Below are 25433 nucleotides of genomic sequence, written 5' to 3'. Positions count from 1 at the left end.
CTATTGCAAAACCTTTAAATGAAAACCATACACTTCGTTTTTATTTTAGCAGCCATATCAACACTCACGCTGGCTAACGCTATGAGTTCTGAAACTTTATCTCAAGAAACTCTATACAAAAACTGGCTAGTTAGCCGTTGCCTGAGTAAAGCAACTGATTCAGAGAACACTCGCCAAGATGCCTTCCGTTCGGCAAGTGCTTATCTTGAATTCAGCAAACTGCCTATGGATGCGTTTGACCAAGGTGAAGAATTAATCAACCAATACCTGAAGAAAAATACGCAAGGTTCTGTTAAAGGGAGCTACCACACTATGGAATGCCTTTCACTTTTACAGTCTAAAGAAGCGGCAGGTATTTTTGAGAAGTATTCAGGAAAACAATAAAACAGTGATACATCCATAGATAAGCTTGTTTCAAACCTGAAAGCATTAGCCTAACTATATTTACTCTAAGCTAAAATAGCCACTCTAAAAAAAATATGCTTAATCATCGTCGAAAAGGAAGAAAAATGAAGCGGATGCAGTTTTTTTTAGCAGTGACGGCCAGCACAATATTTCTAACCTCGTGTCTTGTTTCAGCAAATCCAGATTCGAGCCAACTGCTTATTCGCGATCAAAAATCATTATGGCCAGAAAACGTTAACCTGACTGGTGATAAATTTCTGCAAGCATGGACCTCAAAATCAAACGAGCAAGAACGGCTCAAGGCTGACATGTACCTTCTGGGAGTATTAGACGCCACGGAAGGGAAAAGCTGGTGTCATTATCAGACATTAAAAACGATAACGTTACAAGAGATTATCTATAGCTATTTCAAGAAACTACCCCAAGTACGTTTAAATGAAAGAGCGGCCAGCCTAATTGAAGAAGCAATAACACAGCACCATCCATGTAAATAATAGTGAAGGGCATAAACCTATAAACAATCACTAATCCACAATAAGAAAACTAAACAGAACGCAGCCTTACCTCTTTATCTTGCCCGCGCGATGGGCGAACAAAACAGTTTGCATCACACCTAATCAGCAGGAATGTCTTATGCGATTTACCATTGTACAAAATAAAAATGGCCATACACCGCCGCAAAGCAGCTGCGATTTTCTGCCGCCGGGTGGCACCATTGGCCGCAGCGTCGATAACAACCTGGTGCTGCCGGATGATGAACGCGCTATTTCACGCCTGCAGGCCATTGTGCACATTTCTGCTGACGGGGAATGCCGCATCACCAACCGCGGCAACGTGACCCGTGTGGTGCTAAACGATATTCCGCTGGAACGCGGCCGCCAGGTGGAACTGCAAAACGGCGATGTGCTTGGCATCGATGATTACCGCATTCAGGTGAGCGCGCCGCACCAGCAGGCCGCGCCGGTGCAACAGCAGCCGGCGGTTGATGATACTCCGCCGCCCGTTGCCGCAGCCGCCACGCCGGTGCCAAACGAAATCTGGGATAGCCTGGTGGAAGAGTTCACCCCGGCGGCGGCGCAGCCTGAACCGGTCCCGCAGGCGCCTTTGCGTAATGATAACCCCCTGCTGGCGCAGCCGCGCCCAGAGCTGAACCCAGCGGATCCGTTGGCACAACTGGCCGGCGATGTCGACCTGCACCATTTGCAGCATAAGCAGACCGATCCCAACGATCTGTTTAACGGCAATACCGCTTTTGAGCGGGAGAATATCCTCAACGACACCACGCCAAGCACACTGTTGGCGGGAAAAAGCCCGGCAAGCGCGCCGCTGCAACCCGCCCCCGGCGCGGTGAAAAAAGCGCCGCAACAAGAGTTGGATCCGCTGGCGCTGTTTGGCGGCGGCTCATCCTCATCCCCTGCGGCGCCGGAAACGTTAACGACGGACGATCCGCTAGGCCTGTTGATGGGCGGCGCGGCACCGCTGGCCCAGGCTGATGTACCGCCGGCGCGCCCGCAGCCACAACCGCAGCCACAACCCCAGCCACAGCCGGAACCCGCCCCGGCGCCGAAACCGCAGCCACCTACGCCGCCAGTGGCTGAAGCCGCACCGGTTGCACCCGAGCCAACCCCAATCCCAACGCCGGCACCGGCGCCGCAACAGCCGCGCCCGCGCCCAGGCAACCGCCTGGGGATCGATCCGGTCGCCTACCAGGCGCCGCAGCCGCAACCGGCCGGCGCTCACCCCGGCGATGCGCTGCACGGCCCGATGCTTGAAGCCCTGCTGCAAGGCATCGGTCTGAACGATTTGCAGCCACAGCCACAGATTGATGAACAACAAATGCAGTTGGTGGGCCGGCTGCTGAGCTTGTTCTCCCAGGGCACGGTGGCGCTGCTCTCTTCACGCTCCATTCTCAAGCGCGGCGTGAAGGCGGAAATGACCATGATCCTGGACGAGGCCAACAACCCGTTCAAACTGTTGCCTTCCGGCAAAACCGTGCTGATGCAGATGTTCGGCAGCCGGATGCCAGGCTTTATGCCGCCAGAGCAGGCCGTGCGCGATGCGTTGATCGATCTGCAGGCGCACCAACTGGGGATGATCGCCGGTATCCGCGCCATCATCGCAGCTATGCTGCAATCCTTTAACCCGGAGCGGCTGGAGGAAGAGGCGCGCAAAGAAGGCGCCGCACCGCGCCTGTCGCTGCCTTCCAACCGCAAGGCGGCGCTGTGGGATTACTTCGTTAAAAACTACCAGCAAACGGCCGGCGAAATTGAAGACGACTTCCACACCCTGTTTGGCGAAGCCTTCCTGCACGCCTACGACGTTGAAGTGAATCAGTACAAAGACTCACAGACCAAACCGGATGCGCAATGAAGATCACTTTAGCCTCTACCACTAACCAGGGCAGCCGCGCCACCAATCAGGACCAGACCGGCGAAGTGTTGGGCGAACGTTCCGCCTGCTTTGTGGTGTGCGACGGTATCGCCGGTTTTCCCGGCGGTGACGTGGCCGCCAGGCTGGCACGCGATACCATCCTGCACAATTTCGACGGCGAAAAACACCTGAACGCGCAGAGCATTCGCGCGCACATTGCCCGCGCCAACGCGGTTATCCACCAGCAGCAGCGCCAGGTGGCCGAACATAGCAAGATGGGCACCACGCTGGTGAGCCTGTTTATCGATCGTGACTATCAACTGGCCTACTGGGCGCACGCCGGCGACAGCCGCCTGTACCTGTTTCGGCGCGGTTACCTGCATACCGTAACCACCGATCACAGCCTGGTGCAACAGATGCAGGATGCGGGTTATCAAACCAACGGCATCAACAGCAACCTGCTGTACTTCGCCCTCGGGCTGAGCGAAAAACGCGATGCCACCTACAGCGATGTGCTGCAGTTGGAGGATGGCGACGTCTTCCTGCTGTGCACCGACGGCTTTTGGCACAACTTTACCCCGGCCGAGCTGGAACAGTCGCTGCATATGGTCAACTCCCCCAGCGAGTGGCTGGCCCTGATGCAGCAGGCATGGAAGCAAAATAATAACAGCGATAACTACAGCGCTATCGCGGTATGGATTGGTTCACCGCAGGAAACCACGCTGCTGCACTCGTTGGCGGACGCCGAGCGTTTCCTTCCCCGCGACTGAGCCGTTATGACACAGCCAAGGTTAACTATGAAATATTGGATGCCAGGTGCCATCGCCCTGCTGGCGATGCCCGCCGTACATGCGGCAAATTACCGGCTGGTATATTCCCCCAGCCAAAAGCTCGAAGTGTTCATCGACGACGTAAAAAACAATAAACCGGAAAGCTGGTGCGCCAAGAGCATCCCGTTGCGCATCGTCTCCGGCCAAAGCAAAGATGCCGCCGTATTGGACGATTTTCTGCCGCGCGTCGGCAACCTGCTGGAAAAACAGTGCCCCAGCGTTGCCCAGTTGCCGTGGCAGCTCACGGATAAAGGCGGGCAGGCGTTGGCAGAAGGCAACGCAGCAAAAAACCAACGCTGGAAGCCGCTGCTCAAACAGCCGCCGGCAACGCCACCGGCCCAGCCCAGCGCGCCGCCCGCCGTTGCCGTCACCTCACCGCTGGCGGATGCCGAGCCGGTGCAAACGTTCGATTTGCCCCAGGGTTGCCGCTTCCGCACCTACTGGAGCAGTGCCGGCAACGGCAGCGCGCTGTTTATTCCCGGCGGCGACAACCTGCGTTGCGCCGATGGCTGGCTGAACGGCAGCAGCACCGTCTTGCTGCAACAAAGCAAGCAGGCGCAACCGGTGGCCGTGACCTTCCTGCAGGGCTACCCGCTGATCAACCTGAACCTGAATCAACAAACCCTGCGCGTGGTGAGCGCCAACCGCCAGCGCCTGGTGCTCGGCGGCGCAGCGGCCGGCAGTTACCTGCTGCTGCCGTTTGATGCGCAGCGCCATGCCTGGGCCTATGGCGGCACCATTATCGTTGAGCTACCGCGCCTGGAAGCCGCCGACGCGGCCAAGGTCAAACAGCGCATCAGCCGCGCGCACGAAGCCTGGCAACCGCTGCTGGCCGGCCAGCCGCAGCCGACGTTTAAGCTGGTGGAAAGCCTGGCCGCGGATCGTGAAGATCCGGCCAGCGGCAGCTACCAAACCGTAACCGCCACCGCCCATTGATGACGAGGAACTCACCGTGAACTCATTAACCCAACTCTTAGCCGGGGGCTCCGTCAGTGCGGCCATTACCACCGTGGAAGACGCGATCCGCCAACGCCCGGCGGATGCCGATCTGCGCGCCGCTTTGGCGCAACTGCTGTGCCTGAGCGCCAACTGGCCGCGTGCCAAAGCGCAGCTGAAATCCTGGCTGGCGCTCAAACCGATCGCGCAACCCACCACCCTGCTGCTGACGCAGGCCGTAGACGCGGAACTGCAGCGCCAGGCGGTATTTGCCGGTGAAGCGGCACCGGCGCTGCTCCAACCGGGCGAAGCCTGGCTCTCTTCACTGGTGGAAGCCCTGCGCCACGATGCGCACGGCGATGCCGGCACAGCCCAGGCATTGCGCGATGAAGCGCTGGCCGCCGCGCCGGCCAGCGCCGGGGAGCTTACGGTAGCGGAAGGCGACGCACCGCACAGCGTGCCCTTCGACTGGCTGATGGACGGCGACGGCCGCCTGGGCCCGGTGTGCGAGCTGGCGCTGAACGGCGTGTACTACTGGCTGCCGTTCTCCGCCATCGCTGAAATCCAGTTTCAGGCACCGCAAAGCGTTATCGATCTGGTCTGGAGCCATGCGCTGGTGCGCCTGAACGACGGGCGTGAACAGGTATGCCAACTGCCGGCGCGCTATCCGCTGCCGGAAAACCCCAGCGATGCCCTGCTGCTCGGCAAACTGACCGAATGGCAGCCACTGGGCGACGGCCCGCATTACGCCGGGCTGGGGCAAAAATCCTGGCTGAGCGCCGAGCATGAATTCCCGCTGCACACCCTGCGCCAACTGCGCTTCGAACAAGGTGCCTGAAAATGACCGGCAAACGCCCAACGGTAATGCTTAGCGGCAGCGATCTTCAGCGCCAGGGCTACCGTTTTCGCGACAACAGCGAACAGCTCACTTCGCGCGACAAAATGCAGCCGGTGCTGCTCGATCTGCTTACCGACGACGAGCCGCAGAAAAAACAGGAAGCGCAGGTGCGCAACCTGGTGTCGCACAGCGAACTGCGCCGCCGGGTGCTGCGCGATCTGCAGTGGCTGTTCAACTGCGTCAACCACGAATCGGGCGCCGATCTGGCGGACTACCCCCATGTGCGCCGCTCCACCCTCAACTATGGCATCGCCTCGTTGGCGGGCAAGCGCATGTCGGACATTGAATGGCTGGATATTCAGCGGGCGCTGACCGAAGCCATCCTCAACTTTGAGCCGCGCATCCTGCCCGATGGGCTACAGGTGCGCTGTATCTCCGATACCGGCTCGCTGGAACTGCATAACGTACTGTCAATCGAGATTAAGGGGCGCCTGTGGTGCATCCCCTACCCGCTGGAGTTTTTGTTCCGCACCGATGTGGATCTGGAAAACGGCCATTTCGATCTGAAAGACATAGGATAAGGCGATGGACAGTAAGCTTTTAGAGTATTACAACCGCGAGCTGGCATACCTGCGTGAAATGGGCGCCGAATTCGCCGAGCAATACCCGAAGGTCGCCGGCCGGCTTGGTATGCGCGGCATCGACGTGGCCGATCCTTACATTGAGCGCCTGATGGAAGGCTTTGCCTTCCTCACCTCGCGCGTGCAGTTGAAAATGGATGCGGAGTTTCCGCGTTTTTCGCAGCGCCTGCTGGAGATCATCTACCCCAACTACCTGGCGCCCACGCCGTCAATGGCGATCGCCGAACTGACGCCGGACAGCAGCAAAGGGGATATCAGCGGCGGCTTCCGCGTACCGCGCGGCACCATGATGGATAGCCAAACGCTGAAAAAGACCGGCATCACCTGCAGCTACACCACCGCGCACGACGTGACGCTGCAACCGGTGCGCATCAAGCAGGTTGAGCTGGGCGGCATTCCGGCGGATATTCCGCTGGCCGCCCTCGGGTTGCAAAACCGCGGCAGCGTCAGCGCCCTGCGCATTCGCATGGAATGCTTTGAATCGGTGACGCTGAAAAACCTCAACCTCGATCAACTGATGTTTTATCTTGCCGGCCCCGATCTGCAGGCACAGCAACTGCTGGAGCTGGTGATGCAGCATAGCGTCGGGCTGCTGTGCCAAACGGTTGAAGCCACGCCGCAGCGCTGCGTGCTGGCCGACGATGCCCTGCGCCAGGAAGGTTTCGAGCCCGATCAGGCGCTGTTGCCGAACGATCTGCGCAACTTCGAAGGCTACCGCCTGCTGCAGGAATACTTCGCCTTCCCGGCGCGCTTTCAGTTCGTCAGCGTCAGCGGCCTGCGCCCGCTGCTGCAGAATGCGCGCGCGAGCCAAAAAACGCTGCGCCAGTTCGATATCATCGTGTTGTTGGATAAACAAGATCTGGCGCTGGAGCGCGTGATCGACGCCAGCCATCTGGCGCTGCACTGCACGCCGGTGATCAACCTGTTCCCGAAGGTGGCCGAACGCATCACGCTGAATGAAAACCACCATGAATATCACCTGGTGGTGGATAACATTCGCCCGCTGGATTACGAAGTGTTCTCCGTGCAACGCCTGGGCAGCAGCGCCAGCGAAAAGCGCTACGAGCAGGAATTCCGCCCGTTTTACAGCACGCTGAGCGAAGACGACGGTAACTATGGCGCCTATTTTTCGCTGCGCCGCGAACAGCGTTCGCTGTCGGAACATGCCCGTCGCTATGGCACCCGCACCGGCTACATCGGCTCAGAGGTGTTTGTCTCGCTGGTGGACGAACGCCAGTCGCCGTGGCACAGCGATCTGAAATACCTCACCGCCGACGTGCTGTGCACCAGCCGCGACTTGCCGCTGATGCTGCTGCAGGATCAGGGCAACTTTGTGATGCCGGATTCCATTCCCATCAAGCAGGTCACGCTGAAAAAAGGCCCGACCCCGCCACGGCCGGCGCTGGCCGACGGCATGATAGCCTGGCGGCTGATCAGCCAACTGCAGCTTAATTACCTGAGCCTGATGGATGGCGATCCACAACAGGGCGCGGCCAGCCTGCGCCAATTGCTGGGGCTGTATGGCAACCTGAGCGAACCGGCGATCGCCAAGCAGATCCAGGGCGTGCGCCACTGCCAACTGCGCCCGGTGTATCGCCGGGTGCCGGAACCCGGCCCGATCGTCTTCGCCCGCGGTATTGCTATCGATCTTACGGTGGATGAACGGGCCTTTTCCGGCAACAGCCCCTATCTGCTGGGCAGCGTGTTGGAGCGCCTGTTTTCCCGCCTGGTGGCGATCAACACCTTTACAGAAATGACGCTGTCCAGCCAGCAGCGCGGTGAAATCGCCCACTGGCAGGCGCGGGTGGGCAAAAGGACGCTGATATGAGCGAACGCGCACCCGAAGCGGCCGCCGCGCCACAGCAAACCAGCGCGCCGAAAATTCACGCGTTGCAGCGCCTGCCGGGCGATTTCTGGCCGCGCCTGATGGCCGCGCCCTACCGCTACGATCTGTTCCAACTGCTGCGGCGCATCGACGCCCAGGGCGGCCAGCCTTACCTGCTGGGGCGGGCGCCGCAGCCGCGTTATGAAATGCTGCGCATCGGCCAGGAACCTTCATTGTCGTTCGCACCGTCGACGCTGGCCAACGTTAGCCCACGCCCCGGCAGCGATCTGCACGACGTGGCGATTTACAGCTTCGGCCTGTTCGGCCCCAACGGGCCACTGCCGCTGCATCTGACGGAATACGTGCGCGAGCGGGTGTATCACCATCAGGATCATACGCTGATGGCGTTCGCCAACCTGTTCCATCACCGGCTGGCCCTGCTGTTTTATCGCGCCTGGGCCGATGCCCAACCGACGGTATCGCTGGATCGCCCGGACAACCGCCGCTTTGATAACTACCTGGCGAGCTTGATCGGTAACGGCCAGCCAGCGCAGCGCGACCGCGACAGCCTCAGCGGCCACGCCAAGCATTACGTGGCCGGGCACCTGATCCGCCATAGCCGCGATGCGGAAGGGCTAAGCAAAATACTGCGCCACTACTTCAAGGTGCCGGTCAACATTGTGGAGAACGTGCCGCACTGGCTGCCCGTGGACAAACGAGAACAGGCGCGCCTGCAGGCCGGGCGCGGTGTGCCGCGGCTGGGCGAATCGGCCTTTCTTGGTATCGCGGTGCGCGATATGCAGCACAAGTTCCGGATCGAACTGGGGCCGATGCCGCAGCAGGATTATGAACGCTTTCTGCCCGGCGCTCCGCAGTGCCAACAGTTGCGCGACTGGGTGCGCCAGTATCTGGGCATCGAGTTTGTCTGGGACGTGCGGCTGATCCTGGCCAAAGACGCCTTCACCGGCACCCAACTGGGCGGCCGCCAGCGTCTGGGCCTGAGCAGTTGGCTTGCCGCGCCGGGCTATCACCGGGATGCCGATGATTTGATTTTTAGCCCTGAGCCGCTGGAAAAGCAGGCCGTATACCCGTAGTCACCCCTTTTTATTATCCGGCCGGCGGCGCACAGCGCCGGCCCTGTATGCCCTGAGGAAAACCATGTCTGAAATCAGCCGTTCGGTATTATTTGGCAAACTGGATAGCCTGTTATTTACCTCGCTGGAAAGCGCCACGGCGTTTTGCAAACTGCGCGGCAACCCCTACGTTGAAGTGGCGCACTGGCTGCACCAGTTGATGCAAGCGCCGGAGGGCGATCTGCAACAGGTTATTCGCCATTTCGGCCTGGACGAGGCGCGGCTTGCCAACGACATCGTCGCCGCGCTGGATCGCCTGCCGCGCGGCGCCAGCGCCATTTCCGATCTGGCCGAACACATTGACAGCGCCGTTGAACGCGCCTGGGTTTACGGATCGCTGAAGTTTGGCGCCAACAACATCCGCGGCGGCCACCTGCTGCTCGGGATGCTGAAAACCTATAGCCTGCGCCACCTGTTGAAAGGCATCTCGGCGCAGTTCGATCGCATCAACGCCGATCTGCTGATGGAACAGTTCGCCACGGTAACCGCCCACTCGAGCGAAAATGCCCAGGCACAGGCGGCGGCCAATACCACTGGCGAAACGCCTGCCGCCGCTGGCGGTAACCTGCTGGCGCAATATGCCCAGGATCTAACGGCGCGGGCGCGCAATGGTGAAATCGATCCAATCGCCGGCCGTGACGAAGAAATCCGCCAAATTATCGATATCCTGATGCGCCGCCGGCAAAACAACCCGCTGCTGACCGGTGAAGCCGGCGTCGGCAAAACCGCCGTGGTGGAAGGGCTGGCGCTGCGCATCGTTGCCGGCGACGTACCGCCGCAGCTGCGCGACGTGCAGCTTTACCTGCTGGACATCGGTATGCTGCAGGCCGGCGCCGGCATGAAGGGTGAGTTTGAAAAACGCCTGCAAACGGTGATTGATGAAGTGCAGTCCAGCCCAACGCCAATCATCCTGTTTATTGATGAGATCCACACCCTGATCGGCGCCGGCGGCGCGCAGGGCACCGGCGACGCCGCCAACCTGCTGAAACCGGCGCTGGCGCGCGGCCAGTTACGCACCATCGGCGCCACCACCTGGGCGGAATACAAAAAGTACATTGAGAAAGACCCGGCGCTGACCCGGCGCTTCCAGGTCGTTCAGGTGCAGGAACCGGATGAAGGCAAAGCGCTGCTGATGCTGCGCAGCACCGTAAGCCCGCTGGAACAGCACCACCGCGTTCTGCTGCTGGATGAAGCCGTCGAGGCGGCGGTGCGCCTTTCCCACCGCTACATTCCGGCGCGCCAACTGCCGGATAAAGCCGTCGCCCTGCTGGATACCGCCTGCGCGCGTGTGGCCGTTAGCCAGCACGCCGAACCGGCGCAGGTGGAAGACTGCCGCCAGCGCATCAATGCGCTGGATATCGAGCTGGCGATTGCCCACCGCGAAGCCAAAGTCGGCATTGGCGATCCGCAACGCCCCGCGGCTATCGAAGCACAGCTAACCACGCTGCGGGAAGAACTGGCGCAGTTGAACGCGCGCTGGCAACAGGAATTGGCGCTGATTCAGCAGATCATCGATCTGCGCGCCCAATTGCACCGCCAACAAGAACAGGATGCGCCGGAAGCCGATGCCGATGCGCTGCGTGCCCAACTAGCCGAACTGCAGCCGCAACTGCAGGCGTTGCAGGGTGAAACGCCGCTGATCTTCGCCGCCGTTGATGCCAACATCGTGGCCGCCGTGGTCTCTGACTGGACCGGTATCCCGCTGGGCCGCATGGTAAAAAATGAAATCGACGCCGTATTGAACCTGGCCGATACCCTCAACCAACGGGTGATCGGCCAGCGCCACGCGCTGGATCTGATTGCCCGCCGCGTGCGCACTTCCCGCGCCCGCCTGGACGATCCGAACAAACCGGTGGGGGTGTTCCTGCTGGCCGGCCCTTCCGGCGTGGGGAAAACCGAAACCGCCTTGACGCTGGCGGAAAACCTGTACGGCGGGGAACAGAACGTCATCACCATTAACATGAGCGAATTCCAGGAAGCGCACACCGTCTCCACGCTGAAAGGAGCGCCTCCCGGCTATGTCGGCTACGGCGAAGGCGGCGTGCTGACCGAAGCGGTGCGCCGGCGCCCTTACAGCGTGGTGCTGCTGGATGAAATCGAAAAAGCGCACCCGGACGTGCACGAGATCTTTTTCCAGGTGTTCGACAAGGGCTGGATGGAGGACGGCGAAGGCCGGCACATCGATTTCCGCAACACCATTATTATTCTGACCTCCAACGTCGGTAGCGATCTGATCGCCGGCCTGTGCAGCGATCCTGACCTGCAGCCAGACCCCGAAGCGTTGAGCGGCGCCCTGCGCCAACCGCTGCTTTCGGTGTTCCCGGCCGCCCTGCTGGGCCGCCTGCTGGTGGTGCCTTACTACCCGCTGAACGACGATACGCTCGGCAACATCGTGCGCCTGCAGCTTGGCCGCATCCAGCGGCGGCTGGCGGAGAACCACGATATCGCCACCACCTTTGACGACGCAGTAGTTCAACAAATCGTCAGCCGCTGCACCGAGGTGGAATCCGGCGGGCGCATGATCGACGCCATCCTGACCAACACCCTGTTGCCGCAAATCAGCCATACCCTGCTGGCCGCCAGCGCCAACGACCAACGGTACCACACGCTGCACATTACTATGCAAGGCAATGAATTCGCTTATCAATTTCAGGCGTAATGCCGGAGCCGCTACGGCGGCGGCGCTTATTTACAGAGAGTAAATCATCATGTCGGAAACCGGGATAAAAAAACCGAACTCAAACAGCCTGCCGATTGGCCATCGCTTCAACGAGTTTGAGATTAAGGAAGTGATTGGCGAAGGCGGTTTTGGCATCGTGTACCGCGCTTACGATCACCAGTTGGAGCGCGCCATCGCCATCAAGGAATACATGCCGACGCAGTTGGCGATGCGCAACGACGATCTGACGCTAAGCCTGCGCGGCGAGCGGTTCAGCAAAACCTTCCAGGCCGGGCTTAACAGCTTTATCCAGGAGGCGCGCCTGCTGGCGCGTTTCTCACACCCTGGCCTGCTGCATGTGCTGCGCTTTTGGGAAGAGAACGGCACCGCGTATATGGGCACCCAGTTTTACAGCGGCACCACGCTGAAAAACCTGAAGGCGCAGCACCCGGAGAAAATCGACGAAGCGTGGATCCGCCGGCTGTTGCCGCCGTTGTTCAGCGCCATCAACACCATCCATCAGGAAGGCTATCTGCACCGCGACATCTCGCTGGACAATATTCAGATCCAGGAAAACCAGTTGCCGGTGCTGCTGGATTTCGGCTCCGCGCGCAAAGAGATCGGCAACCTGTCCGATTCCACGGAAATCATGCTGAAACCGGGCTTTGCGCCGATTGAGCAATACAGTGAAGACAGCGACGGCGAACAGGGGCCTTGGACCGATATCTATGCCCTGGGCGCCGTGCTGCATACGCTGATTGCCGGCGATCCGCCGCCGGTGAGCGTGGTGCGCAGCATTGAAGACAACTACCAACCGCTGCTGGAACGCCGCCCGGCCGGCTATTCGGCGGAGCTGCTGCGAGTGGTTGACCATGCGCTGGCGCTGAAGCCGGAAGACCGGCCGCAGACCATCGATGAGATGGCCGAACTGCTGAACCTGCCGGTGGCCGATGAAGCCGACATCGTCAGCGCCCCTTCCACCACGCCGGAACCTGCGCCGTCAGCAGCCAAACCCGCCGCCAGCGCCCCGGCCGCCGTTGCCGAGACGGCGAACAGCACTTCGCGCGCGCGCCCGATGATCTATGGCGCAGGCGTGGCCGCCGTGGTGGTGATTGGCGCGCTGGCCTGGTTTATGCGCGGCGCCAGCACCGAGAACAACGCCGCCGACACGGTGAAACAGGACGCACAGCCTTCAGCGGTGGAAAAAACCCAGGAGCCGATGCAACACGCGCCACAGCAAACCGCGGCCAATAATGCCCCGGTCCAGCAAGCCGAGCCAGAGCCGGCGCCGGTCGTCGCCGCACCGGTGGCGCTGGTGTATTTCCGGCTACAGCCCGGTGAGAACGTCAGCCTGAACGGCAAACCCCAGCAGGTGCAGGCCGGCAGCAACGGCTTTGCCAGCCTGAACCTGGCGCCGGGCAAATATCAGGTTGAGATCCGCCACGATCGCAACCTGCGCCGCCAACAGATCACGATTGAGAATGCCGGCACCTGGTTGATTAATCCGGCCACCGCAGGCTAACGCTTTATCGGCAGCCGCCAACGCTGCCCCTATTCCCTACGAATAAGTTCGGCGCGCCTTAGCGCGCCCCGTTACAGAGGATGTCCGCATGCTGGACCGTATTTCCGCCTATACCCCGCTGGGCACCGGGCAACTGCTGTTCCATTCCCTGGACGGCACTGAGGCCCTTTCCGAGCCTTTTGATTTCAACGTGGCCCTGTTGAGCACCAACCCACGCCTGGATCGCAAGGCCCTGCTCGGCCAGCCGCTGACCCTAGTTATCCCTACCCAGGGCTTTCTCGCCGAGCCGCGCTTCCTTAACGGCAAAATCACCGCCGTCGCCGTTTCCAGCGAAGAGATCGGCGGCACACGCTATGCGGTCTATACCCTACGCGTGCAGCCCGATCTGTGGCCGATGACCCAGGATCGCAACTTCCGCATCTTCCAGCAGCAGACCGTGCCGCAGATCGTCAAGACCCTGCTCGCCGAGTACAACGTCCAGGTGGAAGACCAGCTCACCAGCAGCTACCGCCAGTGGGAATACTGCGTGCAGTACAGCGAAAGCTCCTTCAACTTCATCAGCCGCCTGATGGAGCTGGAGGGCATTTATTACTACTTCAAGCACCAACAGGATCAGCACACGCTGGTGCTGGCCGATGCGCCACAGATCCACACGCCCTACCCCGGCTATGAAACCATTCCCTATCACCTGACGCCGTCCGGCGGCATCACCAATGAGCAAGGCATCAGCCAGTGGACCCTGGCCGACCAGGTGACGCCGGGCATCTACAGCCTGGACGATTACGATTTCCGCAAGCCCAACGCCTGGCTGCTGCAGGCGCGCCAGAACCCGGTTTCGCCGCAGCCGGGGCAAATCGACGTGTATGATTGGCCGGGCCGCTACACCGAACACCAGCAGGGCGAATTCTACGCCCGCGTGCGCCAGGAAGCCTGGCAGGCCGGGCACCACCAGACCGGCGGCACCGCCACCGCGCTCGGTATCGCCCCCGGCTACACCTTTACGCTCAACAACGCCCCCTATGCCGACGATAACCGCGCTTACCTGACGGTGCGTGCCCGCTACCGCCTGCAGGAAAACCGCTACGCCAGCGGCGACAGCCAGGCCAGCGAACACCGTATCGACTTCACGGTGATCCCGTCCGATATTCCGTGGCGCCCGGCGCAGCAGGCGCATTGGCCGAAAACCCATGGCCCGCAGACCGCGCGGGTGGTCGGCCCGACCGGCGAATCCATCTGGACCGACAAATACGGCCGCGTGAAGGTGAAGTTCCACTGGGATCGCTTTGGGCCGGCGGACGACGGCAGCTCCTGCTGGGTGCGTGTTTCCAGCGCCTGGGCCGGCCAGGGCTTCGGCGGCGTGCAGATCCCGCGGGTGAACGACGAAGTGGTGGTGGATTTCATCAACGGCGATCCGGACCGCCCGATCATCATCGGCCGGGTCTACAACGACGCCAACATGCCGCCGTGGGCGCTGCCGGCCGCAGCCACGCAGATGGGTTTTATGAGCCGCTCCAAAGACGGCTCGCCGGACAACGCCAACGCCCTGCGCTTTGAAGACAAAGCCGGCGAAGAGCAAGTGTGGCTGCACGCCGAACGCAATATGGATATCAATGTCGAGAACGATGAAAACCACACCATTGATAAAAACCATACGCATCTGGTGGGCGGTAATGAACTGCAACGCGTCGTGCTCAACCAGGCCATCGGTATCAAAGGCGATGCCTCATCACTCACCGGTAAAACACGTTCAGATAACGTGGTAGATGCCTTCACCCTCGGTTCCGGCGAGACCCTCCGCCTGGAGTGCGGTGAAAGCGTGATCGAGCTGAAAGCCAATGGTCAGATCAGCCTCACCGGCACCAGTTTTAATATCACCGTGAAAGAAGGCGGTGAGATCAACACCGGCGGCAAATTGCAACTGAACCAACCCAACGGAGCCGCCCGTGCCAAAGCCCCCGGTCCCGAGCACAAAAAAGCCATTCAGGCCGCCGTGGATCAACTGTTCCCCAAATCATGATTATGTGGGCGTAGCCCCGCGCCAGCTAACAGAGAAGACTTATGAATTATCTTTTCCAGGAAGGCCATTTCACCCTGCCCGCCGGCCCTTGGCAGGATTGCACCGTCAATATCCTGAAAAACCCGCACACCGGCGCTTCATTGGTGATTACCCGCGCGCCGCTGCCCGAAGGCAGCACGCTGGAAGGTGAATTTGAAAAACAGTGGGCCGCTCTGTTGCCGCAGATAAGCGACTTAGAGCAGTCGCCGCGCCAGCGCATCAGCGCCGGGCCGGATGGCGCTATCCAGGCCATCGAAGTCACCAGCCGTTTTTTCCGCGCCGGCTACCACCACCATCAACACCAGTTGGCGGCCCAGACGAACGACAGCCAGACACTGATTATTTTTACCTATTCGTCAATGAACCCTTTCACGCCCGAGGACGATAACCGTTGGCAACAGGTTAAAGCCTCCCTGACATTATCTGGACAGGATGACTGATAATCATGAGTGAACTCTGGGCAGCAAGAAAAGACGATGAGTTGATCCACTCCAGTGCTCTCGCGGATATCGCCAGTGCCGTGGCGGAAGTGGCGGTCTATTCCCTGGCCACCATGGCCGTGAGTGCAGCGGCAACCGCTGCCGCCCCGGCACTGGCGGGCGTGGCCGTGCTGGGTGCCGTTGCCGCTGGCGCCTCAACCTGCGTTGGCGCTGGCCTTATCGTAGGTTTTGCCGCCAACATTTCGGGTATTGGTGATGATATCAGCCATGGCTGCGACGCCGTGGCAAACGCCCTGTTCCCGCCTTCGGTCAGCGGCGTGATCCTGACCGGTTCCAACAACGTGTTTACCAATGGCAAACCGGCAGCCCGCGCGGCCGGGCGCCTGCTAACAGCGGAAGAAATTAACGCGCTGCCGGCACCGCAACCGCCGCAAAGCTTCTGGGATTACGGCGCTGAACTGCTGGCAGCAGGCGGCAATCTTATTTCCCAACTGTGGCAGCCCACGGTGGCCGGCCCCAGCCAGCCGAGCCAACCGCTGGAAGAAGACAAAATCAGCTGTGACAAACACAGCGGCCCGCAATACCTGGCGGAAGGCTCCGGCAAAGTATTTATCAACGGTCAACCGGCCGTGCGTAGCAAAGACCGCTCCACCTGCGAGGCCACCGTATCCACTAACGTCTCCAAAAATGTCTTGATCGGCGGTGAAACGGCCACCGTACGCGAAATAAAAAGCGGCAAACTTCCTGGGATTGGCCTGGCCATGACGCTGCTGCCGCTGCTCCTGGGGCGGCCGAGCAAAGTGCTGCCCAATCTCCCCTGCATGATCGGCGGCGGCCTGGCCGCTGCCGGCGTCAATGCGTTGGGGGAAGCGATCCATGCGGCATTCAACCCCGTCCATGCCGCTACCGGCGCCAAGGTTTTACATGGCGAGGAAGATCTGGATTTGCTGTTACCGGCACGTTTCCCGTTTGCCTGGCAACGTTACTACAATAGCCGCAACCACTACGCGGGCCTGTTCGGCCAAGGTTGGCGCACCGCCTTCGAGGTTTGGGTTGATCTGGCGGACGATGGCAATGGCGGCACCGAATGCTGCCTGCATGATGAAACCGGCCGTGAACTACGTTTCCCGCTACCGGCAATTAATGAGCCGAGCTTTAGCGCAGGCGAAGGATTGATTTTTCGCCGCGGCGAAGAAGGCCAACTGATTATTGCTGATACCGACGGCAGCGTATGGCGGCTGTTCATCCCATTGCCACAGGAGCCCCGCCGTTTGCGCCTGGTTTCGCTCAGCGATGAATATGACAACGCCCTGCTGCTTGGCTATGACGCAGCGCAACGCCTAAGCACCATTACAGACGACACCGGTGCATTGGAACTCCAACTGGCCTATGAGGATACGCGTTACCCCGATCGTGTTACCGCACTGCGCCATGCTGGCAACGATCGGGTGCGCTACCGCTATAACACCGCCGGTGATTTGCACCAGGTTATTGACGCCAGCAACATCGCCACACGTGAATTCCACTATAACGATGCCCACCTGTTAACCAGCCATCAACAGGCCGGCGGCCCGCGCTTCGAATACCGCTGGGCCATGTTCGACGACTGGCGGGTGGTTGAACACCGTAGTGAAAGCGGCAGCAGTTGCACCATTGATTACGATTTGGCGGCCGGTTTAACGACAGTAACGGAATTTGATGGTCTGCAACATCAGCACCGCTGGAACGCCCAACAGTTGGTGACGGAATATACCGATGAACGCGATGAAGTGTGGCACTACCAATGGAACGATGATGCCCTGCTGATTGCCACGCGCGATCCCCTGGGCCACAGCTGGCAATTCCGCTATGACGATGCCGGCAATCTGGTGGAAGAGGAAGATGCTCTGGGCCATATCCGCCTGACCACCTGGCTGCCACAGCGGGCGCTGCCGGTCAGCATCAAGGAAGCCAACGGCGCCACCCATCATTTTTACTATGATGAACGCCATGCACTGATTGCCGAGGTGGATGCGCTCGGCCATAGCCAACGTTATCTGCGTGATAATTATGGCCAGGTGGTGCAATCGGTTGATGCCAACGGCGGCGTCAGCCACTTTGACTATGATGCACACGGCCAGTTAATTCACGCCCGCGACTGTTCTGGCAAACAGACGGTTTACCACTACAATGCCGAGGGCTGGCTGACGGAAGTGACCGATGCCGAGGGCGAAAGCACCCGCTATAGCTACGACGCCGCCGGGCGGCTAACGCAGTTGCAACGCGCCGAGGGCTGGCAGGAAACGCTGGCCTGGAACCCACAGGGCCAACTGGCGCACTATCAGGGCGCTGACGGCCGCCTGACGCACTACCGTTATGACAACGCAGGCCGCCTGCTGGCCACGCGCAACCCGCTGGATGGCGAAGTGGTGCGCCGCTACGATCCGCGCGGCCGCCTGATTGCATTACGCAATGAAAACGACGAAAGCTATGCCTTCCGCTGGGGCGCCTGCAACCTGCTGCTGGAAGAGACCGGACTGGACGGCGTTAGCACACGTTACCGCCATGACGAATGCCGCCGGGTCATTGAACGTGCTTTTGCCGCCAATACCCCCGACACGTTTTCACACTTCTTCAGCCACAATGCCGCCGGGCAACTGACCGCCAGGCAGACGCCAGACGGAGAAACCCGCTATCGTTACAACGCCGTCGGCCAACTGCTGCAGGCGGCTTTCTACCGGGGCGATGTCTGGCAAGGCTACGCGCAGGAAGCAGAAAGCGACGTCCGCTTCCAGTATGATCTGTTGGGCCGCGTGGTTAATGAACAAGGCATTAACGGCACACTGGCCTATTCTTACGATGCGCTCGGCAACCGGACGCAGATCGTCCTGCCTGATGGCCGTGCGCTACGCGCACTTTATTACGGCAGTGGCCATTTGCTGCAACTGGCGCTGGATAATGTCACGATCAGCGAGTTTGAGCGCGATAATCTGCACCGTGAGCTCAGCCGCACTCAGGGCCGCCTGACCAGCCGGGTGCATTATGATCGGCTGGGCCGCAAGGATCGCCGGGAGATCCACAGCACTGACCGGCCGCGCCCGGCGCCGGCCAGCAGCTCACGCCAATGGGCCTATGACTACCAAAACAACCTGACGCGCGAGGAACACAACGCCAACCCGTTTGCCTATCGCCACTATCACTACGATGCCGCCGGGCGGCTGTTGGCACAGGAAGGCTCCCTGCCGGATACGGAGCATTACCGTTACGATCCGGCGGCCAACCTGCTGGACGAAGGGCAATTTCGCCAGCGGCACAACCGGGTAACGCACTATAAAGGCATCGATTACCGCTACGATACCTTCGGCCGTACGGTCGAGAAGCATAAAGATCGCTATCGCTGGCACTATCGCTATGACGCCGAACACCGTCTGACCGAAGTGATACGCCACAGCACGCACTTTAATGAGCCGGTGCAGCATGTGCAGTTCCGTTACGATCCCCTCGGGCGCCGCACCCATAAACAGGTGTGGCTGCAAAGCCGGGATCTGCGCCAGCCCACCGGGCAACGGCAAACCACCACCTTCCTGTGGGAAGGCTTCCGGTTGCTGCAGGAAACCCGTGATGGCACCCCACTCACCTATGTGTATGCCGATCAGGGCAGTTATGAGCCGCTGGCGCGTATTGACGGCATAGCGCCGGCACAGGTGTTTTATTTCCATAATGCGCCCAACGGCGAACCGGAAAGCCTGACGGACAGCGACGGCACGGTGCGCTGGCAAGGCCACAGCAGCGCCTGGGGCAAGTTAAGCTACGGGGAAAACCAGCAGACGTTGGATTATTCCCAAAACTTGCGTCTGCAGGGCCAATACCTGGATCGCGAAACCGAATTGCACTACAATTTGTTCCGTTACTACGATCCGGATATCGGCAGATTTACTCAGCATGACCCGATTGGGTTGGCGGGTGGGATAAACCTGTATGCCTATGTCACAAACCCTCTCACATATATTGATCCACTTGGGTTGGCATCCTGTCGTCTAAATAACATGGGGAAAACCCCAGGTAAAAATAGTAAGACTGGCAGAGAAGTTATTGAGCGAATGCGTAGTGAAGGTCGTATTCGTGGTACAGGTGATAGGATGCAGTTTAAGAGCTCAACAGATAGTCGATGGTATAATGTTAAAGATGCCGACATGGCTCACTTAACAGATGCTGTTAAATATTGGAATCAGAAAGGTGGTTATTATGGACAGAAATCTAAAGAAGTTAGAGCCTTTATGCGAGATTCCAAGAATTATGAATTAGAATATTATGGTCATAACCGTTCTCAAGGCGCGAGGTTACCTGACAGATATAAAGATCCAGGTGATTTTATTGGACCAGAAGAAAGATCGCAGTACTTTCCATGATTAAGGGTGGTGTGTAATGAAAGAGCTTGCTGAAGAAAATAAAAAATTAGAAGAGATAATAGTTTCTACTGTAGAGAAAGGCAATGAACTTCATGATGGTAAATCTTATGAAGAGGCTTTAAATGAATATAACAAGGCTTGGGGATTGCTTCCTGAATCTAAGCTAGAGTGGGAAATTGCCGGTTGGATTGCAGCATGTATATATAGTGCTTATTTTGATATGGCAGCTTTCCAAGAGGCTAAAAAATGGGCGGAAGTCGCATTGCAAACGCGAGGATCCGATATAGATACTGCTCCGTTGATCGATCTTGGAATGGTCTGTTATGAGTTAGAACAATATGATGAATCATATAAATACTTTGACGACGCCTATAGTTATGGCAAAGCTCGTGCATTTAAAGAAAGACCGAAAAAGTATCTTGATTTTTACTTAGCTAAGAAAAAAGAGATGAAGTAAAAATAAATGGCCGGAATGGATATCTTTGAATCTTCCCGGCCATTCTTTATATTCTGTTACGCCAATATATTTTCTTGCGGAATCTGAAGCACTACCTTGCCAGGCATCACGCTGATCGCTAGCGGTTCCCCGAGCAGGCCGAACTATGACAACCAGTCTCCTGCCAGATATACAGTTATCCCGTACCCTGTCCACGCCGATATGGGGATACTACTATGCTTCAATCAGTCTATATTTTCATTACCAATTGATTTAAAATAATTTTGTGCAGATAAAAACTATCACTGAAGGGCGGTAGCGTATGAACTACGATGCAAAATCCTTGACCCATTACAACCCAAATGGGTAGTACGACCCAGAGGTAGGCCGGTTTACGCAACAAGACCCGATAGGGTTGGCGGGTGGGATAAATCTTTATCAGTATGCGCCGAATGCGTTGGGGTGGATCGATCCGCTGGGGTTGACTCCTTGTTCATCTAAAGGATCTAATCGTAGAGATAGAATTACCAGTCGCTGGACAGGCCGTTTGACGGGAAAATTCCCGCCTTTTTGCTGCTACCGAGGCGCAAACCTCGCCTCAGGCAGTGCCTACTCATAGCATCATTTCGAAAACCTTAGAAGATTTTTGATAGCAACGGCACCTTGAATAGGTAAGAGACAGCATAATGAATATAAAAAATAAAATAGAAAAAATCAGCCCATCTCTCAATGAATTTGTTTTAAAAACACCAAATAAAAACAAAAAGACGACAATCATATTACTTGAATCTCTAACCAGATTAGCATACAGCCTGTATGTTTTAAAAAAATACTCATTAACCAATGAATTATTAGATATTTTGACAGAAATTCCTTTTAACAATGACTTTGATTCCTGGACTTGGATAGAATACGCGCTATCCCTAAAATCAAGAATGTCCAGAGAAAAAGAAGAATTGGCAGAATCATCTGAAGCGATAAGAAAAATCATCATAGCTACTGAGACCGGAAATGAATTGGAAATATCAATAAAACACCGTGTTTTTCAGAGAATGCTAAAAGGTGAAAATATTTTCCTTGATGGACTACATGAGGCTATCGATAGTAAAGACAAAGTAATGGAGTATAATGAAAGGATTCTATATCTAATGGAAATTATAAAAATTGATGAAATAAAAAAAGAAATAGAAAAATCTAATAAACAAGGAAACACCGAGATAGAAAAACAAATTTCAGCCTGCAAAGACATTATTAATTTAATAGGAATTGAAAAGACAATGCCTTTTAAATAACAACTTAATTAAGTTGGGGTTAAAAACTAAAAATTCCATACTGAAGAAACGTCATTTACTAACTATTGCGACACTGCTACCACTTACGAGCCCGTTCAGTCATAGTAGGAACACCGTATTCAAGCCTAGAAGGAATAATACCTTATTAACAATGAACAGCCATGATGATTATGGCAATTCATATTTACAAGTGAATCTTAGCTTTTTTTGGCGTAGTGAAAATCACGCTTTATTAAATTAACTGAATAATAAGCATAATGGTGTTAACAATGTAATTCAAAAGGAAATACAATGATTGATTTACACCAAAATGTAAATACGTTGGAAAGCTATGCGGAACGGTATCGACATCTACTTCCTGTGGTATCACAACGGCTTCAGGATCGGATGAACTATAGCACCCCAAAGCATAGACATCCCCCTATGATAGATGTCACCAGCGGGAAGGTTCAATGGCAAGAATCACAGCCCCAAATTGTTACTGATGAAGTTGCACTTGATAAGGCAAAAGGCGCTCTTGTTGGATTAGCTATCGGTGATGCGGTAGGAACGACACTCGAGTTCCAGCCACGTGACGCAAAGCACATCAATGATATGGTTGGCGGCGGTCCATTCAGGTTAAAACCCGGCGAATGGACCGATGACACATCAATGGCATTATGCCTTGCCGATACCTATCTAACAGCAAAACGATTAGATATAACGCTATTCAGGGATAACCTTGTGCGCTGGTATCGGTTTGGTGAAAATAGCTCCAATGGTCGTTGCTTTGATATTGGCACCACAACTCGCTATGCATTAGAACAATATTTGATATACGGAGAAAGATGGTTTGGCAATTCCGAACCAGAAACCGCAGGGAACGCAGCATTAATACGTCATGCACCCGTAGCAATTTTTAGAAGAAAGTCATTTTATAATACATATACGGAATCAGAAAGACAAAGCATGGCAACTCACTGTGCTGTAGAGTCTATGCGTAGTTGTCAGTTCTTAGGTTTGATACTCCATTATCTCATTAATGGTTATAGTAAAGAAGATACTTTTTCTCAGCACATTATTACATTACCCGTGAGAGCATTACTTATTAACGCAGGTGAGTACAAAAACAAAAGTCGCGATCAAATTCGATCAAGCGGTTATGTAATAGATACATTAGAAGCAGCAATGTGGGCCGTATGGAATACGGATAATTTTCGCGATGCCATTTTACTCGCAGCCAATCTGGGAGATGATGCAGATAGCGTGGCCGCAACAGCAGGACAGATTGCAGGTGCCCTATATGGCTATTCTGCAATCCCTGACGACTGGTTAAATAAGCTGGCACAACACAAACGAATAACAGAAATAGCCGAAAAATTATTTAACTTATCGCCTAATGAATAGTCATACCCCAAAAGGTGGAAGGCGCTATCTATTACGGCATTTTGGTCGGCTCGGCCGCGCTGTTCGGCACCGGCGTGGGTGCCGTGGTCGGTGTGGGACTGCTGGTCGGCGCCATGGCCAGCGGCCTGCCGGAAAAAATAGGCAACGCGGCGGGCAATGCCGTCGATAGCGCGCTTGACGCACTCGGTCTGCGAGGGCCGCCGGACGCCAAAATAACCAGCGGCGCCGACAACGTGAAGATTATGGGAAAACCGGCCGCACGCGCCGCCGGCACCGTTGACCATGCCTATCTCAACAGCCCGGCGGCCGACGCGGAAGGCCCTGGCGCACTGGACACCGCCATTGCGTTGGCGGCCGGCATTGCCGCCACCGTGATGCACCCCGGCGCCGTGCTGGAAAAACTCGGCAAGGTCGACGGCGATGCGGTAAAAAACTGGCTGGGCGATGTCTGGGACGATCTGACTCAACCCACGGTGGAAAGCGCCAGTCCCCATGCCACCCCCGCCGACAAAGATACCGTTGACTGCAGCAAGGGCCATCTGGCGGAAAACGTCAACTTCCTGGCGGAAGGCTCGAAAAAGGTGCTGATCAACGGCCACCCGGCGGCACGCAACGGCGATCGCAGCACCTGTGAGGCCAAAATCACGGTCGCCGGCAACCCGCGCGTGCGTATCGGCGGCGACAGCATCGTGGTGCGCGATATCCGCAGCGGCAAAAATGCGGTAAGTGTCAAGATAGTTGGCACCCCCGGTTGATTTAGGCTGCCTGTTTTTCTCGCTCTGGATTCAGCATTACCTCGCCTATCGGTTGCCAGTTCCGTGTCCTGCCAGACCAGCGTTCAGGTCGTTGCGCTTTTGCCATCTGGTACACGTCATCCCGCTTCTTCAGCACCCTGCCATCTTCACCACGGTGCCGTTGGCCTGGCGTTACGTACCTGATGCCGCTATGTCTATGCGTTTCGTTATACCACCGGGTAAAACTCTCTACCCATTCACGCGCATCATCTAACTTGTCGAACCCCGATGACGGCCACTGCGGCACATATTTCAGCGTCCTGAACAGCGATTCCACATAGGCATTATCGTTACTGACCCTTGGCCGGCTGTGAGACGGCGTTATTGCCAACTCATGCAGCTTCATCTGCAACGTCTGCGACTTCATCGCCGCCCCATTATCCGCATGCAGCACCGGCGGACATTGCCAGCATCCTTCCCGACGTACCGTGCGCTGTATCAGGGCGGCTGCCTGCTCGCCACTTTCTGCTTCATGCACTTCATATCCCACGATTTTTCGGCTGAAGAGGTCTTCCACCAGATACAGGTAAAACCAGCGTCCCTTCACGGTTGACGGGAGCCATGTGATATCCCATGTCCACACCTGATTCGGCCCACTGGCCTGCCAGGTCGTTGCCGGGGTGACTTTCTGTGCCGCTCGCTGTCGTCCCCGGCGATGCGCTTCTCCATGCCGACGCAGCACACGGTAGAAGGTTGATTCACTCGCCAGATAAATCCCGTTATCAGCCAGCTCCGGCACGATTTGTGACGGGGGCAGGCTGGCATACGCGGGTTGATGGCACACCGCCAGTATCTGTTGCTCTTCTTGCGCACTTAGCCGGTTCGCCGGCGAGGGTCTGACTGCGCTGGCACGCTTGTCCTCCATCGCGATTTGCCAGCGTCGCCACGTCCGCTCACTTAATCCGGCTTCAGTGAGCGACACCGACAATCGAGCGCCTGACACCATCGCTTCGCGCACATAACCCACCAGGACCTGTCGCTCTGTGCCGGATGTCAGTCGTCCTCGTCGGTTTCCCCGTAGAAGTCCCGCAACTGCTTTCGGAGCACCAGTATCGCTGCCGCCTCCGCCAGCGCCTTTTCCTTACGAACCAGTTCGCGTTTCAGTTGCTTGACTTCTTTCTGGCTTTGTCTGAGCGCGGCTTTATCATTAGGCGAAGATACCTGCAAAAATCCTTGTTTCCACTGACTAATCTGCTCAGGATAAATCCCTTTCTTACGGCAGTATTGCGCCAGTTCCGCTTCACTGAGTGTGGCGGTTTCGATAATCACTGCCAGCCGGGCATCGGCTGACCATTGGTCTGTGGTTTTGTCTGCACCCGGCACCGGTATTCCCTCTGCTTTCGCCTTGTTACGCCAGTTATAGAGGGTAGCTTCTGATATCCCTTCCATCTGTGCAACTGCGGTGACGGTCATGTTGTAGGGCGGCAGTAATTTAGCCAGTGCGGCTGATTTACGTTCTGGTGAAATACGTTTCACGATCGG

19 protein-coding genes and 1 pseudogene are annotated in these 25433 nt (G+C 57.2%); 19 read left to right on the top strand and 1 reads right to left on the bottom strand.

From position 1 onward, the window contains the following. The first annotated feature begins 18 nt into the window (after positions 1 to 18). The 19 genes and pseudogenes from ACN28Q_RS22440 to ACN28Q_RS22350 all read left to right on the top strand — a co-directional run bounded on the left by ACN28Q_RS22440 (position 19) and on the right by ACN28Q_RS22350 (position 23912). Complete coding sequence (locus tag ACN28Q_RS22440) at positions 19 to 384, top strand: T6SS amidase immunity protein Tai4 family protein (RefSeq protein WP_095848362.1); 366 nt, start codon at positions 19 to 21, stop codon at positions 382 to 384. A gap of 125 nt (positions 385 to 509) precedes the next feature. After that, a complete protein-coding gene (locus ACN28Q_RS22435; protein WP_183096701.1) occupies positions 510 to 899 on the top strand; it encodes a Rap1a/Tai family immunity protein in 390 nt (129 codons plus the stop codon). 139 nt (positions 900 to 1038) lie between these two features. Continuing rightward, entirely contained in the window at positions 1039 to 2775 is a 1737-nt protein-coding gene (gene tagH, locus ACN28Q_RS22430) for a type VI secretion system-associated FHA domain protein TagH (protein WP_095848361.1), read from the top strand. After that, positions 2772 to 3545, top strand: a complete 774-nt coding sequence (locus tag ACN28Q_RS22425; RefSeq protein ID WP_095848360.1) for a PP2C family protein-serine/threonine phosphatase — start codon at positions 2772 to 2774, stop codon at positions 3543 to 3545. The genes tagH and ACN28Q_RS22425 overlap by 4 nt, the downstream gene beginning before the upstream one ends. A gap of 27 nt (positions 3546 to 3572) precedes the next feature. After that, positions 3573 to 4541, top strand: a complete 969-nt coding sequence (locus ACN28Q_RS22420; protein WP_095848359.1) for a type VI secretion system-associated protein — start codon at positions 3573 to 3575, stop codon at positions 4539 to 4541. A gap of 16 nt (positions 4542 to 4557) precedes the next feature. Next, entirely contained in the window at positions 4558 to 5379 is an 822-nt protein-coding gene (locus tag ACN28Q_RS22415) for a type VI secretion system accessory protein TagJ (protein WP_095848358.1), read from the top strand. Positions 5380 to 5381: 2 nt separating this feature from the next. After that, complete coding sequence (locus tag ACN28Q_RS22410) at positions 5382 to 5960, top strand: type VI secretion system baseplate subunit TssE (protein ID WP_230469488.1); 579 nt, start codon at positions 5382 to 5384, stop codon at positions 5958 to 5960. A 4-nt stretch (positions 5961 to 5964) separates the two neighbouring features. After that, positions 5965 to 7848 (top strand): type VI secretion system baseplate subunit TssF, encoded by a 1884-nt coding sequence (gene tssF / locus ACN28Q_RS22405; RefSeq protein ID WP_095848357.1) that lies wholly within the window; start codon positions 5965 to 5967, stop codon positions 7846 to 7848. Continuing rightward, positions 7845 to 8939, top strand: coding sequence for a type VI secretion system baseplate subunit TssG (gene tssG / locus ACN28Q_RS22400; protein ID WP_095848356.1), 1095 nt, complete (start codon positions 7845 to 7847; stop codon positions 8937 to 8939). The genes tssF and tssG overlap by 4 nt, the downstream gene beginning before the upstream one ends. A gap of 64 nt (positions 8940 to 9003) precedes the next feature. Beyond that, on the top strand, positions 9004 to 11637 hold the full coding sequence (gene tssH / locus ACN28Q_RS22395) for a type VI secretion system ATPase TssH (protein ID WP_095848355.1): 2634 nt from the start codon (positions 9004 to 9006) through the stop codon (positions 11635 to 11637). 49 nt (positions 11638 to 11686) lie between these two features. After that, a complete protein-coding gene (locus ACN28Q_RS22390; protein WP_095848354.1) occupies positions 11687 to 13159 on the top strand; it encodes a serine/threonine protein kinase in 1473 nt (490 codons plus the stop codon). 88 nt (positions 13160 to 13247) lie between these two features. Next, entirely contained in the window at positions 13248 to 15176 is a 1929-nt protein-coding gene (locus tag ACN28Q_RS22385) for a type VI secretion system Vgr family protein (protein ID WP_095848353.1), read from the top strand. A gap of 41 nt (positions 15177 to 15217) precedes the next feature. Beyond that, on the top strand, positions 15218 to 15655 hold the full coding sequence (locus ACN28Q_RS22380) for a DcrB-related protein (protein ID WP_095848352.1): 438 nt from the start codon (positions 15218 to 15220) through the stop codon (positions 15653 to 15655). A 5-nt stretch (positions 15656 to 15660) separates the two neighbouring features. Beyond that, positions 15661 to 20043, top strand: coding sequence for an RHS repeat-associated core domain-containing protein (locus ACN28Q_RS22375; RefSeq protein ID WP_095848351.1), 4383 nt, complete (start codon positions 15661 to 15663; stop codon positions 20041 to 20043). 16 nt (positions 20044 to 20059) lie between these two features. Then, positions 20060 to 20500, top strand: coding sequence for a hypothetical protein (locus ACN28Q_RS22370; protein WP_095848350.1), 441 nt, complete (start codon positions 20060 to 20062; stop codon positions 20498 to 20500). 349 nt (positions 20501 to 20849) lie between these two features. Beyond that, positions 20850 to 20981: pseudogene (locus tag ACN28Q_RS22365) on the top strand (RHS repeat-associated core domain-containing protein); the annotation flags it as partial. A 184-nt stretch (positions 20982 to 21165) separates the two neighbouring features. After that, positions 21166 to 21771 (top strand): DUF6707 family protein, encoded by a 606-nt coding sequence (locus ACN28Q_RS22360; RefSeq protein WP_095848348.1) that lies wholly within the window; start codon positions 21166 to 21168, stop codon positions 21769 to 21771. Between the two features lie 291 nt (positions 21772 to 22062). Further along, positions 22063 to 23157 (top strand): ADP-ribosylarginine hydrolase Tri1, encoded by a 1095-nt coding sequence (gene tri1 / locus ACN28Q_RS22355; RefSeq protein ID WP_095848347.1) that lies wholly within the window; start codon positions 22063 to 22065, stop codon positions 23155 to 23157. Positions 23158 to 23171: 14 nt separating this feature from the next. After that, positions 23172 to 23912, top strand: coding sequence for a PAAR domain-containing protein (locus ACN28Q_RS22350; protein ID WP_095848346.1), 741 nt, complete (start codon positions 23172 to 23174; stop codon positions 23910 to 23912). Between the two features lies 1 nt (position 23913). Here the strand turns inward: ACN28Q_RS22350 and ACN28Q_RS22345 are convergent. After that, positions 23914 to 25427, bottom strand: a protein-coding gene (locus tag ACN28Q_RS22345) for an IS3 family transposase (protein ID WP_418251458.1) whose coding sequence is annotated in 2 segments (ribosomal slippage) — positions 23914 to 24977 and positions 24977 to 25427 — 1515 coding nt in all. Because the reading frame shifts where the segments join, the coding sequence is not laid out codon by codon here. Between the last annotated feature and the right edge of the window lie 6 nt (positions 25428 to 25433).

Origin of the sequence: Gibbsiella quercinecans (genome assembly GCF_002291425.1) — a bacterium.
In the GTDB taxonomy this organism is placed as follows: Bacteria; Pseudomonadota; Gammaproteobacteria; order Enterobacterales; family Enterobacteriaceae; genus Gibbsiella; species Gibbsiella quercinecans.
This window is presented reverse-complemented; position numbering and strand designations above follow the sequence as displayed.